Below are 13,870 nucleotides of genomic sequence, written 5' to 3' on the forward strand. Positions count from 1 at the left end.
ACAGATGCAGCAACCTGAAATTAAGGAAATAGAAGAAAAGAAACTGGTGGGGATTAAAGTCTCCACTACTCTTGCCGATGATAAGACCAGCCTTCTCTGGAAGAGATTCATGCAATCCAGGGACGCTATTAAGAATAATAAGAATGAGGATCTTTACTCTGTTCAGATCTACGGTGAAAAATTTATGAAAGAAGAATTCGATTCACAGTCGGTCTTTGAAAAGTGGGCTGCCATGGAAACCGAAGATCATAGTTTTATACCTAAAGGTCTCCAGAAACTAGAGCTTCCCGCCGGACTTTATGCTGTTTTTATACATCATGGTACTGCTAATGAATTTGCTGAAACGGCAAAATTCATATTTGAAGACTGGCTACCTTCCTCCCAATACGTGCTTGATAATAGACCTCACTTTGAAGTTCTGGGCGAAGAATACAAGGGACCCGACAATCCAGATTCAATGGAAAGAATATGGATCCCCGTTAAGGAAAAATCATGATAAGCCTTGTGGACCAGTTCCGCGGTTTCTGCTCTACTCCTTCTATATTTCCGCAGAACAAAAATCTATCGGTCAGGTCTTTTTCCTTTCCGGATGTTGAGATAAACTCAGCAATCGTAAATGATCTCGAGAATATTGTGCATCCAAGAAATTCAGTACTTGGAAAGCGAATGGAAAGCTTTTTTGAGATCGCTATAAAACATTCAGAAAGATATGATCTCATAGATTCCAATATTCAGATTATTGAAAACAAACAAACCCTGGGTGAGATCGATTTTCTTTTATATGATAAACTCAAAGCCTGCCCTCTGCATGTAGAACTGGTTTATAAGCTCTATGTATATGATGAACAATTGTCACCTGAGATAAACAGGTGGATCGGACCTAACCGCAAGGATAGTTTTTCTGAAAAACTTGAAAAGTTAAAAAACAAACAGTTTCCTATCTTATATAAACCGGAAACGCTCACCTATTTGGAAAAGCTCGGTTTAGCACCACAGGATATTGAGCAACGGCTGTGCTTTAAGGCCAAGCTATTCACAGCTTCCGATTTACCCATTCAAAAAGATGAAAACAATATCATAAATTCCGACTGCTTTAGTGGAGAATTGTACAGGTTTTCAGAGTTTGAAAAATTCAACTGGCAGCAAAACCTGTTTTTTAGTCCGCAGAAAAAATACTGGAGTGCTTCCCCGGCAACCAATCCCGAATGGTTAGACTATAATGACATTGTAAAGAATATTAAAAGCCTGTTTGAAAGACAGCGGGCACCGCTTATCTGGATGAAAACAAAAACCGGTTATAAAAGCTTTTTTGTAGTTTGGTGGTAATTGTTTAAATGATGATAGAAATCTTTCAGCAAATAGACCTTCTTTTACTCCTGTTACTTTTTATTGCCGGTATTGTTGCTTTCGTGATAAGCACGATATCTGGCGGCGGCGGAGCACTGATCCTTGTCCCCACCCTTAATTTCCTGATAGGCGCTACAAAGACAGCCCCGGTGATTAACCTGGGAACCTTTATAGGCCGCCCGGCACGACTTATATTATTCTGGAAACATATCAACTGGAAAGTTTTCTGGTATTATGTTCCGGCGGCGATGCTTGGCGCCTGGGTTGCAGGCTGGTTTTTCACTAAAGTTGAAGCTTCCTGGTTGCAAATCCTTGTTGGCCTTTTTCTGATAAGTACTGTCTTTCAGTATAGGTTTGGAAAAAAGGAACGCTCTTTCCCCGTGAAGCTCTGGTACTTTATTCCCCTTGGCTTTATAGTATCCGTGCTTGGAACCATCATAGGGGCGCTGGGGCCGGTTCTTAATCCTTTCTACCTTAATCTTGGACTCGATAAGGAAGAACTTATCGCCACAAAAACTGTGAATTCATTTTTCCTGGGAGTTTCTCAAATAGGCAGTTACACTTTCTTCGGACTCCTGTATGCCGAATTATGGGTGTATGGTATAGCACTTGGACTAGGGGCGGTAGTTGGGAATATTATCGGAAAGAAATTCCTTTCAAAAATGAAGAGTAGCACCTTCAGAAAATTGCTTATAAGCTTAATGGTGATAAGCGGAATTTTACTAATCTATAACCAATTGAAGTAACAAAATATCCTAATTTAGCAATCCTAAAGCAAATTCTATGCAGGCCGGAGCCCGGGAAGCCATCAAAGCATCTTATTTGAGTATTGCAGGAAACGCATTCCTGGCAGTTGCAAAATTTGTTACTGGCGTGTTTGGTAATTCCTATGCTCTTATCGCAGACGCCATAGAATCTACAACCGATGTTTTCTCATCCATTCTAGTACTAGTTGGCTTAAGATATGCCAACAAACCCGCCGATGAAAATCATCCTTATGGCCACGGCAAAGCCGAACCTTTATTTACTTTTATTGTTGTTGGCTTCCTGATAGTTTCGGCAACCGTAATAGCTTACGAAAGTATTGAGAATATTAATACTCCGCATGAAGTTCCTGAACCTTATACCCTGCTGGTACTGGCTGCGATTATAATAATTAAGGAAACCTTTTACCGCGTAGTCTCAAAAAAAGGAAAGAAGACCGAAAGTTCTGTATTGAAAGCTGATGCATGGCACCACCGAAGCGATGCGATTACTTCCCTGATGGCCTTTATAGGAATAAGCGTAGCCCTCGTAATGGGAAAGGGTTATGAAAATGCCGATGACTGGGCAGCTCTCGCCGCATCCGGATTTATACTTTACAACGCCTATAAAATTCTCAGGCCAGCCCTGGGAGAAGTGATGGACGAACACCGTTACGAAGAGATTGAAAATGAGATCAGGAAGATCTCTCAAAAACATCCGGCGGTAGTAGATACAGAAAAGTGCTATATAAGAAAAACAGGAATGACCTACCATGTAGACCTTCACATAGCTGTAGATGCCCAGATCACGGTAAAAGAAGGCCACGATATCGCCCACCGGGTTAAGGATGAACTACTTCAGGAAATTCCACAAATCGCAGATGTACTTATACATGTAGAGCCAGACGATGAGCTTTAAAAGAAGACACCTGATTTAAAAAATCGTTCAGATTAATTAAGAAAGATTTAGCACTAAGACGAGCCTTAGGGGCTTTGATGTCTATACCATTAAACGTATCTTATATTTTGTAATTAACCACTAAAATTGAAGTTATGTCGATGATCAATGAGAAAGAATTTAAAAAGCTGGCCGGTCATAAGAATGAGGTATGCGTATCAATTTTTATTCCCACTCAAAGGGCTGGAAAAGAAGTGCTGGAAGAAAAGAGCAAAAAGCATTTACATTCCGAATGGGTACAAGTAAGAAAGGAGCTTAAAGAGAATAAAGTGGATGATAAACATATAGAAAAAATCGGGAAACCAATTGAAGAACTGTTGGAAGACCGTGATTTCTGGAGACACCAGAGCGATGGGCTTGCGATATTCTCCTCTCCGCAATTTTTTGAGAAATACACTCTTCCTGTAAATTTTGAAGCCTATCATTATATTTCGGAAGAGTTCTATGTAAAACCTCTGGTTCCGGCGATGACAGGTGACGGGAAATTCAACATTCTGGCTATCCAGCTTGGAGATGTGAGCTTTTATGAAGCCTCGAGATTCAGTATCACTCCTGTTGAAATTGACGACCTCACCCCTTCCCGACTGGAAGAAAGGGTTGGATATGATTATAAAGAGAAGGCCCTTCAATTCCGTACCCAGGCTGAAGGTGGAGAGAAAACCCAATTCCATGGTCATGGTGGCAGCGAGAGAGATGAGAAAGAGGAAGTTAAACAATTTTTCAGAGCTGTAGATCAGGGGCTTAAAAATTATCTGAATAAGGAAAAACTGCCGTTAGTAGTTTATTGTCAGGATTATTTATATCCAATTTATAAGGAAGCAAACACCTATAACCAACTGATCGATAAGGTGGTGGCTGGAAACCCTAACGATACAGATCTGCTTGGAATTCATCAAAAGGCACTGGAAGTTGCTGAGCCCTTCCTTAACGAAACCCGGAATGAAAAGATCGAGAAGTACAGGGAATTAAGCAAAACCGAAAATACAACATCGGCCGTAAGTGATATTATTCCCGCTGTGTACCAGGGAAAGGTAGATACGCTATTTATTGAGAACCGGGCAGAACTCTGGGGAGAATACAACGAAGATAAAATGAAGGTTAAAATTCATGAAAATAATAATGATCATAATATATCCTTGCTTAACCTGGCCGCTAAAAAGACTGTAGAGATGGGCGGAAAGGTTTATCTGGTGGAGCATGAATTTATGCCCGAAAAAGAATCAAAAATGAATGCTCTTTTCCGGTTCTGATAGAATCAAGGCCGTTTTTTCAAACGGCCTTTTCAATTTCCTGTCTCAATTATGATAGACTTATTTAATTAAGCTTAACTTTAGTGTCCTTAAACTAAAATAATTAATGGAAACTAATCTTGCAGTATTAATAGATGGTGACAACATACCGTCAGCTCATGTAAAGGAGATGATGGAAGAAATCGCCAAATATGGAAATCCTACTATTAAACGTATATATGGCGACTGGACAAAGCCACATTTGAATAAATGGAAGAATGTCCTTCTTGAAAATGCAATTCATCCAATTCAGCAATATGGCTATACCCAGGGTAAGAACGCTACAGATTCTGCCATGATCATAGACGCCATGGACATTCTGTACTCAAACAAAGTTGATGGATTCTGTCTGGTTTCCAGTGATTCCGATTTTACGCGGCTGGCCACCAGGTTACGCGAAGCCAGTATGAAGGTAATTGGTATCGGGGAAAAGAAGACTCCCGATCCTTTTATTGTTGCCTGCGATAAATTCATCTATATCGAGATCCTGAAGAACAATTCCAAGGAATCTGAAAATGGCAAGGCCAAGGAAAAGGATACCAAAAAACAGAATGTAGACAAGATCACCCCTGCGGTGGTACGCCTTATAGCACAAACAATTTCTGATGTGGCCGATGAAGATGGCTGGGCTTTCCTTGGGGATGTTGGTAGCCTGCTTCAAAAGAAACAACCTAATTTCGATTCACGTAATTACGGGTTTCAGAAATTAACCCCCATGATCAATTCAATCAACAAGTTCGAGATAGAATCAAGGGAAAACACCAACTCAAAATTCAAACTTATTTACGTAAGAAATAAATGATCTGAAATATGAGGAATATTAAGAAACTTCATAAAGCCGAATATAGGCCAATGGGAGATCTTAAAACCTGGTCTCCAATGCCGACCAGAGACCTGCAAATGATAGATCCATTTATATTTCTTAATCATCATGGCCCACAGGTTTATCCACCTCACAATAATGGGCTGCCTTTCGGACCGCATCCGCATCGCGGAATGGAAACCGTTACTTTCATTATAGATGGTGATATCGCACATAAGGATAGCGGTGGAAATTATAGCGTTATTGAAAGTGGCGGGGTACAGTGGATGACTGCCGGAAAGGGCTTAATACATGCCGAGGTTTCTTCTTCTAAATTTAAAAAGGAAGGAGGTCCACTGGAAATTCTTCAGTTATGGGTAAACCTTCCGAAACGCCTTAAGATGGCCGATCCACGATACAAAGGCTTGCAGAAAGATCAGATTTCGGTCTGGAAGAATCGAGAAGAGACTATTGAGGCTCAGGTGGTTTCGGGTAGTTTTAAAGGAATTAGGGGAGCCTTTGATACCCCAACCTCAGTAAATCTTGCGGTGGTTCATTTTGATAAGGGCTCCAAAATAGACCTGGAAATTCCTAAAACTGACAATATCTTTTTTTACGTAATAAGAGGAGAACTGGAAGTGAACGAAATAAGTGTACCTGAACTTCAACTTGCCGATTTCTCTAAAAATGATGAGAAACTGGATATCTCAGCTAAAAATGACAGCATACTCTTACTAGGACATGCTGAACCGTTTAATGAAAAAGTAGTTTTTGGCGGCCCCTTCGTTATGAATTCTGAAGAAGAGATCCATCAGGCCTATGAAGACTATAAAGCTGGTAAAATGGGTGCATGGGAAGAATAACCTCTTTCCTGAATTGACGCTGAAATAAGTTCAGCCTGCCTTACCAGCTTTTCAATAGTTTTATATCAATGTCTTTCCTGTAAAACCTTCACTACATCTTTCAATTGAAAACCTTTAGCCTTTAACAGTATCAGGTAATGAAACAAAAGATCGGCGCTTTCATTCAGGAAAAGCTCATCATTGTCATCCTTAGCTTCAATCACTGTTTCAATAGCCTCCTCTCCTACTTTCTGGGCTATCTTATTGATCCCTTCATCAAAAAGAGAGACCACATAGCTGGATTCGTTATCCTTTCTCAATTCAGGCTCTGTATGGCTTAATTTTTTCCGACTTTCAATAATCCCTTCCAGTGTAGTAAGAAATCCAAAATCAACTTCATTCTTCTCTGCCCAGCAGGTATCGGTCCCCTTATGACAAACCGGACCCACAGGATTCACCTGAATCAATAATGTATCATTATCACAATCAAGTTTCATGTTCACCAGGTCAAGAAAATTTCCACTTTCCTCTCCTTTGGTCCATAAACGCCTTTTAGACCGACTATAGAAAGTGATCTTTTTAGTTTCATTGGTCTTTAAAAATGCCTCTTCGTTCATATATCCCAACATTAATACCTTCTTTGTATTGGCATCCTGGACAATGGCTGGAACCAGGCCATCTGAATTTTTATTAAAATCTATATTCATAATTTTTCATATTCTTTACTAGGTCATCCTGAACTTGTTTCAGGATCTTTTTATTTAATATATAAGATGCTGAAAAATCCTGATAGCTATCGGGACAGCATGACTATTTGTTTTAAGTTTGAAATTCTGAATTTTCATATTCTCATGGGAATTCCAGCAGACCCTAATTGTCTTTTCAGTTCCCCGATCTCTATTTCCCTAAAGTGAAAAACACTGGCTGCCAGAGCAGCATCGGCTTTTCCTTTCTGAAAGGTATCCCTGAAATGCTCAATTTTTCCGGCACCGCCTGAAGCTATTATCGGGATATTCAATTCTTCTGAAAGTCTGGCAAGAGCTTCGTTCGCAAAACCATTTTTAGTGCCGTCATGATCCATAGAAGTGAAAAGGATTTCTCCTGCCCCACGTTGCTCAACTTCCTTTGCCCATTCAAAAAGATCGATATCGGTAGGCACTTTTCCTCCTACCAGATGAACTTTCCACTGACCATCCACATTCTTGGCATCGATCGCAACAACCACACACTGACTCCCGAATTTTTCGGAGAGCTGGTTGATGAGTTCAGGATTTTTTACAGCCGATGAATTTATCGAAACCTTGTCAGCTCCATTCTTCAGAAGGATATCCACGTCTTCAACCGATGATATTCCTCCACCAACGGTAAACGGGATATTCAGCTGTTCAGCCACATCCAGAACAAGTTTGGCCAGGGTCTTTCTTTTTTCTTCGGTAGCTGATATATCAAGAAAAACGAGTTCATCGGCTCCTTCTTCGGCATAAGCCGCGGCAAGTTCTACCGGGTCACCGGCATCCCTAAGATCAACGAAATTGACTCCTTTCACGGTTCTTCCATTCTTAATATCAAGACATGGAATGATTCTTTTTGTTAGCACAATTTATTATTTTTTTACTGTCAAGCTGAACTTGTTTCAGCTTCTCAAAGACCCTGAAACAAGTTCAGGGTGACGACTCTTACTTATTTAGTATATAATTCTCTAATTGCTTTAAACTTATCCTGTTCTCGTATATGGCCTTTCCAATAATAACACCTTCACAGCCTAAATCTTTAAGCTTTGGCAATTCATCAAATTCTGAAATTCCGCCACTGGCAATAAGATTGATATTTTCAGTTTCAGAAAGGATCTCCTTATAGAGTTCAAAAGAAGGGCCTTCCAGCATCCCATCCTTTGATATATCGGTACAGATCACATATTTGGCTCCGTTCTTCTCATATTCCTGTATAAATGGAATGATCTCCTTATTTGAATCTTCCAGCCAGCCTGAAACGGCAATCTTTCTATCCTTGGCATCTGCTCCAAGAATGATCTTCTCGCTTCCGTATTTCTGAAGCCAGCTCTTAAACAATTCCGGATCCTTTACGGCTATGCTGCCACCTGTAATCTGGTTCGCGCCACTTTCAAATGCGATCTTCAGGTCCTGATCTGATTTCAATCCGCCACCAAAATCCACCTTTAAACCTGTTTTGGAAGCTAATTGCTCCAGGATCCGATAATTTACAATATGGCTGGATTTCGCTCCATCCAGATCAACGAGATGTAGATACTCAATTCCATGGTCCTGAAAGGACTTTGCCACCTCTAAGGGATTTTCGTTATATATCTTTTTTGTGTTGTAATCTCCTTTAGAGAGCCTCACACATTTTCCTTCGATTATATCTATTGCGGGAATTATTCTCATATAAAGTAAAAATTTAGAAATGGGAAGTAAGAAATTTTCATTTGGTTATCTTACTTTTTCTAGTATTGATCGAAGCAACTACAATTGAAATTATTTCGTTGCATTCAGCATGTAAAATTTTGGCTTCCGCGTTATTATCTTCCAGAACTCAATTAATAATTCCAGGAAATACATACTTTCATCGGCTTCTTCCTCCACTATTTTTAATTTATTTATAAAATCAGCATCAGATTTTGCTCTCTGAGCAGCTCTATAATTCGCACCTACAGAGCTTGAAGATCGGATCAGTTGATTTGCATAGGCATTATATTCTCTTGAATGAGGTATTTTAGCACAAAAATTCCAACATTCAATGATAAATCTTTTGGTTCTTTCTTTTAAATCTCTCATTTGAAGTACTTCGTATTTCTAACTTCTTAATTCTATATTCAAAAAGTTCTTCAATATCTGTTCTCCAGTTTTACTGCTCTTTTCAGGGTGGAATTGAACCCCATAAAAATTATTCTTATGCAGGGCAGTGGAATACTTTACTCCATATTCGGTTCTGGCAATTTCGTCTTCGCATTCAGGTACATAATAACTGTGAACGAGATAAACATACTCACCTTCATTTACCGAATCAAAAAGATGAGTTTCCAGGTTTGTTATCTGATTCCATCCAATCTGTGGAACCTTGACCGTGTTAGCAAATCTTTTAACATCAGCATCGAAAATACCCAAGCCCTGAGTATTTCCTTCTTCTGAAAAATTGCACATCAGCTGCATGCCAAGGCAAATGCCCAGTACAGGCTGTTTAAGTTCGGGAATGAGCTTATCAAGACCGGTGGATTTTAGCATTCGCATAGCACTGCCTGCTTCTCCTACCCCTGGAAATATAACCTTATCAGCATTTTTTATTTCTTCAGCATCATTGCTTAAAACAGCCTCATAACCAAGTCGTTGTACAGCAAACTTAATACTCTGAATATTACCCGCTCCGTAATCTATTATTACTATTTTTTTATTCTTTTTCATTGCAAAATTTACCAGTACGCTTCTAATTTCTAAGATCTAACTTCCCTAAAGCATTCCTTTTGTTGATGGAAGTATCATTTTTTCGGTATCCCTCTTTACCGCCATTTTGATCGACTTTGCAAAAGCCTTGAAAATGGCTTCGATCTTATGATGCTCATTCACACCTTCAGCCTTTACATTAAGATTAGCCTTAGCCCCATCGGTAAATGATTTGAAGAAATGGTAGAACATCTCGGTTGGCATTTTCCCAATCATTTCACGGTTGAATTCTGCGTCCCACTCCAGCCAATTACGACCGCCAAAGTCAATGGCAACCTGTGCCAGACAGTCATCCATAGGCAGACAGAAACCGTATCTCTCAATTCCAAGTTTATTGCCCAGTGCCTGACTGAAAACTTCTCCCAGGGCAATGGCGGTATCCTCAATGGTATGATGTTCATCCACCTCAAGATCACCATCTACCTTTATCTTAAGGTCCATCTGCCCGTGACGGGCAAGCTGGTCTAGCATATGGTCAAAAAAGGCAATTCCGGTACTTATTTCGCTTTTCCCCGATCCATCTAAATTCAATTCAATTTTGATATCTGTTTCGTTCGTCTTCCTTTTCACACTCGCTGTACGATCCTGAAGTTTTAAAAATTCATAGATCTCTTTCCAGGAACTTGTTTTCAACGCGATACTTTCCTCTACTTCGCTTTTGTCATTCTCAACTTCATCGGCCCCAAGGTGTTCATGATTATCTATAAAAATGCCTTTCCCTCCAAAGTTAAAGGCGAATTCAATATCGGTAAGTCGGTCGCCGATCATAAAGGAATTTTTAAGGTCATACTGATCATTATTCAGGAACTTCCCTTCCATTAGCCCCAGATTAGGCTTTCGGGTAGGCGCATTATCTTCAGGGAAGGTTCTGTCTATAAAAACATCCAGGAATTCCACTCCTTCATTCTTAAAGGTTTTAATGATAAAATTCTGAATAGGCCAGAAATCATCTTCCGGAAAACTATCGGTCCCCAATCCATCCTGATTGGTTACCATTACTATCTCATAATCCAGTTCCTTGGCGATCTTTCCCATGTAGGTCAAAACCTCGGGGTAGAACTCCAGTTTATCAAGGTTGTCTATCTGGTAATCTTCCGGCTCATGTATCAGGGTTCCGTCCCGGTCTACAAATAAAATTTTAGTCATTTTCAATCTCTTTTAATGCGTTGATCAGTTCTGTGTTTTCTTTCTGGGTACCTACTGTAATCCGCAGGCAATTTTCACATAAGGGCTGGTTGCTTCGGTTCCTTACCACTATTCCCTTATCGATCAGCTGTTCGTATCTTATATTAGCGTTATCCACTTCAATAAGTAAAAAATTGGCATCCGATTTATAAACTTTCGAAATAAAGTTAACTTCAACTAATTCTTTAACTAGGGTGCGCTTTTCTTTCAGTATATCAGACACTTGGGTGTTTACCTCTTTTAAATTCCTTAACCTGTCAAGCGCTTCGTTCTGAGTAAGTTGATTTACGTTATATGGAGGTTTGATCCGGTTTAAAATCTTTATAATTTCTTCAGAAGCATAAAGAATTCCCAACCTTATTCCGGCCATTCCATATGCCTTTGAAAATGTTTGGGTGACTATCAGGTTTGGATATTGCTGAAGCTCTACAGCCCAACTATTGGTCTCAGAAAAATTAATATAAGCCTCGTCGATCACCACAAGACCATTAAAATTTTCCAGGATCTTTTTTATTCTTTCCGCCTCAAAGGAATTTCCGGAAGGGTTATTAGGTGAGCAAAGAAAAATGATCTTTGTACTCCTGTTTACCTGATTCAATATAGCAGTTACATCCGGCTCGAAATTATGGTTTAAAAGCACTTCCCTGTTCTCAACAGCATTAATATCTGCAAGCACCTTATACATGCCGTAAGTTGGCGGCATGGTTATAACATTATCATTTCCCGGTTCACAAAAAGCCCGGAAGATCAGGTCCAGCACTTCATCACTTCCATTCCCCAAAAGAATATTACCTACCGGAACATTCTTAACTGCAGAAAGCTTCTCTTTAAGTAAAATCTGCTGAGGATCGGGATAGCGGTTAAGCCCGGTGTCATTTGGGTTTTCATTTGCATCCAGAAAGACCATCCCGGTACCCTGGGTCTGGAATTCGTCCCTGGCAGATGAATAAGGCTTAAGGGCAGCAACATTCCTGCGAACGAGGTTATTTATATCAAATACACTCATACTATTCCAGGTCTTTTAATCTTAGACTAACTGCGTTCTTGTGAGCCTGTAAGCCTTCAGCTTCCGCCAGCAATTCTATAGATGGTCCAATTTTCCTGATCCCATCTTCGGTTATCTTCTGAAAAGTGATAGTCTTCATAAAACTATCGAGGTTCACTCCGCTATATTGCTTGGCATATCCATTAGTAGGCAAGGTATGATTAGTTCCGGAAGCGTAATCTCCAGCACTCTCAGGTGCATAATTGCCAATAAAAACCGAACCGGCATTGGCAATTCCTTCCACAAAGAACGTTTCATTCTCTGCGCAGACTATAAAGTGTTCAGGACTATACTCGTTAATCAGCTCCAAAGCCACTTCATCGCTGTCTACCAGAATCAACCTCGAATTCTCAATAGCTTTTTGGGCGATCTCTTTCCTTGGCAGATCATAAATCTGGTTTTCAATTTCTTCGGAAACCTGATCCACTAATTTTTCAGAGGTGGAAACCAGGATCACCTGACTGTCTGCACCATGTTCTGCCTGACTCAACAGATCGGAAGCCACGTAGTTGGCTCTAGCCGAATCATCAGCAAAAATAAGGAGTTCAGATGGGCCTGCAGGCATGTCTATAGCCACCTGATATTTAGTAGCGAGCTGTTTGGCAACGGTTACAAATTGATTCCCGGGACCAAATATCTTATAGACCTGCGGCACATCCTCAGTACCAAAGGTCATGGCTCCGATAGCCTGGATACCTCCTATCTTAAAGATCTTTGTAACCCCGCAAAGGTCAGCGGCATAAAGAATTGCCGAATTCACTTTTCCTTCTTTATTTGGTGGTGTACATAGAATAATCTCATCGCATCCTGCAAGTCTTGCGGGAATTGCAAGCATTAATATTGATGAGAATAACGGGGCGGTTCCACCCGGAATGTATAACCCCACTTTTTGAATTGGTTTCTTCTCCTGCCAGCAACTTACTCCGCTGGTAGTCTCCACACTCACACGATCGGTCTTTTGTGCAGAATGGAATTTCTCAATATTAGCTTTAGCTAGCTGAATCGCTTCTTTCAAATCAGCAGAGACCTCCCTTTTAGCCTCTTCGATCTCCTTAGGAATCACAACCAGACTATCCAGCTTAATCCCGTCAAACAGATCAGTATACTTAGCAACTGCTGAATTTCCTTTTGTTTTGATCTCGTCAAAGATCTGATTTACGGTTTGCTCAATATCGGCCACAGTCTGGGTTGGCCTTTTCAGGATCTCCGCCCAGTCTGCTCTTGAAGGATTTATAATCTTATTCATAATCTAAATTTTCAGCAGTTATTAAATTACCATTTTTTCTATTGGCGCAACAAGAATTCCTTCCGCTCCGCAATTCTTAAGTTCATCTATTACCTCCCAGAATCGCTCTTCATTGATCACCGTATGAACCGAGCTCCAGCCTTCTTCTGCAAGCGGAAGTACTGTAGGGCTTCTCATCCCTGGCAATAATTTGATAATATCGTTGAGTTTCTCATTTGGGGCATTCAGTAAGATGTATTTGGATGTGCGGGCATTCAGAACAGACTTGAGCCTGAATTGGAGTTTTGCCAATATATCTTTTCGTTCTGAAGATATTTGAGGAGAGATTGCAAGAACGGCTTCGCTTTTCAACATAACTTCAACTTCCTTAAGGCCGTTTTTAAAAAGAGTGCTTCCGCTGGAAACGATATCACAAATAGCATCGGCCAAACCAATGTTGGGAGCGATCTCCACAGAACCATTAATTATATGCAGATCTGCAGATATCCCCTTTTCGGCGAGAAAAGCATTGACAGTATTGGGGTAAGATGTTGCGATCTTCAACCCGTCCAGATCCTTCACCCCGGAATATTTAAAGGATTTTGGCACTGCCATGGAAACCCTGCATTTTGAGAAACCAAGCTTTTCACCCTGAATGATATCCTGCCCTTTTTCAATTAGGACATTTTCACCTATTATGGCTACGTCTACCACTCCATCCCTTAAATACTGCGGAATATCACCATTCCTAAGATACATAACCTCCAGAGGGAAATTTCGGGATGAAGCCTTCAACTGCTCTTTCCCGTTGTCTATGGAAATCCCGGCATCCTTAAGTATCTTTATGGAATCCTCATAAAGTCGGCCCGATTTCTGAACTGCGATTCTTAATTTTTCTTTACTCATAACTCAATTAGCTTACTTTTTAAAATAAAAAAACCCGTTTGATTGCTCAAACGGGTCATGATATATTAGGTAA

At 40.3% G+C, this 13,870-nt stretch carries 16 protein-coding genes; 7 read left to right on the top strand and 9 right to left on the bottom strand.

Annotation, left to right across the window (positions count from 1 at the left end; all coding sequences use genetic code 11):
* The first annotated feature begins 4 nt into the window (after positions 1–4).
* The 7 genes from EZJ28_RS05280 (at position 5) to EZJ28_RS05310 (ending at position 6,002) form a co-directional block, all read left to right on the top strand.
* Positions 5–496: a GyrI-like domain-containing protein gene (locus tag EZJ28_RS05280; protein WP_131395663.1), complete on the top strand. Its 492-nt coding sequence runs from the start codon at positions 5–7 to the stop codon at positions 494–496.
* Positions 493–1,326, top strand: coding sequence for a DUF1853 family protein (locus tag EZJ28_RS05285; RefSeq protein ID WP_131395665.1), 834 nt, complete (start codon positions 493–495; stop codon positions 1,324–1,326). Before EZJ28_RS05280 ends, EZJ28_RS05285 begins: the two co-directional genes overlap by 4 nt.
* An 8-nt stretch (positions 1,327–1,334) precedes the next feature.
* Positions 1,335–2,093, top strand: coding sequence for a sulfite exporter TauE/SafE family protein (locus tag EZJ28_RS05290; RefSeq protein WP_131395667.1), 759 nt, complete (start codon positions 1,335–1,337; stop codon positions 2,091–2,093).
* 37 nt (positions 2,094–2,130) lie between these two features.
* On the top strand, positions 2,131–3,009 hold the full coding sequence (locus EZJ28_RS05295; RefSeq protein ID WP_131395669.1) for a cation diffusion facilitator family transporter: 879 nt from the start codon (positions 2,131–2,133) through the stop codon (positions 3,007–3,009).
* Between the two features lie 134 nt (positions 3,010–3,143).
* Positions 3,144–4,298, top strand: a complete 1,155-nt coding sequence (locus EZJ28_RS05300) for a hypothetical protein (protein ID WP_131395671.1) — start codon at positions 3,144–3,146, stop codon at positions 4,296–4,298.
* A gap of 106 nt (positions 4,299–4,404) precedes the next feature.
* Positions 4,405–5,139 (top strand): NYN domain-containing protein, encoded by a 735-nt coding sequence (locus EZJ28_RS05305; protein WP_131395673.1) that lies wholly within the window; start codon positions 4,405–4,407, stop codon positions 5,137–5,139.
* An 8-nt stretch (positions 5,140–5,147) separates the two neighbouring features.
* The gene (locus EZJ28_RS05310; protein ID WP_131395675.1) at positions 5,148–6,002 is read left to right on the top strand and encodes a pirin family protein; all 855 of its coding nucleotides are present in this window, start codon (positions 5,148–5,150) and stop codon (positions 6,000–6,002) included.
* Positions 6,003–6,067: 65 nt separating this feature from the next.
* Here EZJ28_RS05310 and hisIE read toward each other — a convergent pair whose 3' ends face one another.
* The 9 genes from hisIE to hisG all read right to left on the bottom strand — a co-directional run bounded on the left by hisIE (position 6,068) and on the right by hisG (position 13,797).
* Positions 6,068–6,688: a bifunctional phosphoribosyl-AMP cyclohydrolase/phosphoribosyl-ATP diphosphatase HisIE gene (gene hisIE / locus EZJ28_RS05315; RefSeq protein WP_131395677.1), complete on the bottom strand. Its 621-nt coding sequence runs from the start codon at positions 6,686–6,688 to the stop codon at positions 6,068–6,070.
* Between the two features lie 134 nt (positions 6,689–6,822).
* On the bottom strand, positions 6,823–7,578 hold the full coding sequence (gene hisF / locus EZJ28_RS05320) for an imidazole glycerol phosphate synthase subunit HisF (protein WP_131395679.1): 756 nt from the start codon (positions 7,576–7,578) through the stop codon (positions 6,823–6,825).
* A gap of 79 nt (positions 7,579–7,657) precedes the next feature.
* Entirely contained in the window at positions 7,658–8,383 is a 726-nt protein-coding gene (hisA, locus tag EZJ28_RS05325) for a 1-(5-phosphoribosyl)-5-[(5-phosphoribosylamino)methylideneamino]imidazole-4-carboxamide isomerase (RefSeq protein ID WP_131395681.1), read from the bottom strand.
* A gap of 90 nt (positions 8,384–8,473) precedes the next feature.
* The gene (locus EZJ28_RS05330) at positions 8,474–8,773 is read right to left on the bottom strand and encodes a four helix bundle protein (RefSeq protein ID WP_242670073.1); all 300 of its coding nucleotides are present in this window, start codon (positions 8,771–8,773) and stop codon (positions 8,474–8,476) included.
* An 18-nt stretch (positions 8,774–8,791) separates the two neighbouring features.
* Positions 8,792–9,397 (bottom strand): imidazole glycerol phosphate synthase subunit HisH, encoded by a 606-nt coding sequence (gene hisH / locus EZJ28_RS05335; RefSeq protein WP_131395683.1) that lies wholly within the window; start codon positions 9,395–9,397, stop codon positions 8,792–8,794.
* A gap of 45 nt (positions 9,398–9,442) precedes the next feature.
* Positions 9,443–10,582 (bottom strand): bifunctional histidinol-phosphatase/imidazoleglycerol-phosphate dehydratase HisB, encoded by a 1,140-nt coding sequence (gene hisB / locus EZJ28_RS05340; protein ID WP_131395685.1) that lies wholly within the window; start codon positions 10,580–10,582, stop codon positions 9,443–9,445.
* Positions 10,575–11,627 (bottom strand): histidinol-phosphate transaminase, encoded by a 1,053-nt coding sequence (gene hisC / locus EZJ28_RS05345; RefSeq protein WP_131395687.1) that lies wholly within the window; start codon positions 11,625–11,627, stop codon positions 10,575–10,577. The genes hisB and hisC overlap by 8 nt, the downstream gene beginning before the upstream one ends.
* A gap of 1 nt (position 11,628) precedes the next feature.
* On the bottom strand, positions 11,629–12,912 hold the full coding sequence (gene hisD, locus EZJ28_RS05350; RefSeq protein ID WP_131395689.1) for a histidinol dehydrogenase: 1,284 nt from the start codon (positions 12,910–12,912) through the stop codon (positions 11,629–11,631).
* A gap of 21 nt (positions 12,913–12,933) precedes the next feature.
* Positions 12,934–13,797 carry an ATP phosphoribosyltransferase gene (gene hisG / locus EZJ28_RS05355; RefSeq protein WP_131395690.1) on the bottom strand — a complete coding sequence of 288 codons (864 nt, stop codon included), beginning with the start codon at positions 13,795–13,797 and terminating at the stop codon, positions 12,934–12,936.
* Positions 13,798–13,870: the final 73 nt, after the last annotated feature.

Source organism: Gramella sp. KN1008 (genome assembly GCF_004332155.1).
Classification (GTDB): Bacteria; Bacteroidota; Bacteroidia; order Flavobacteriales; family Flavobacteriaceae; genus Christiangramia.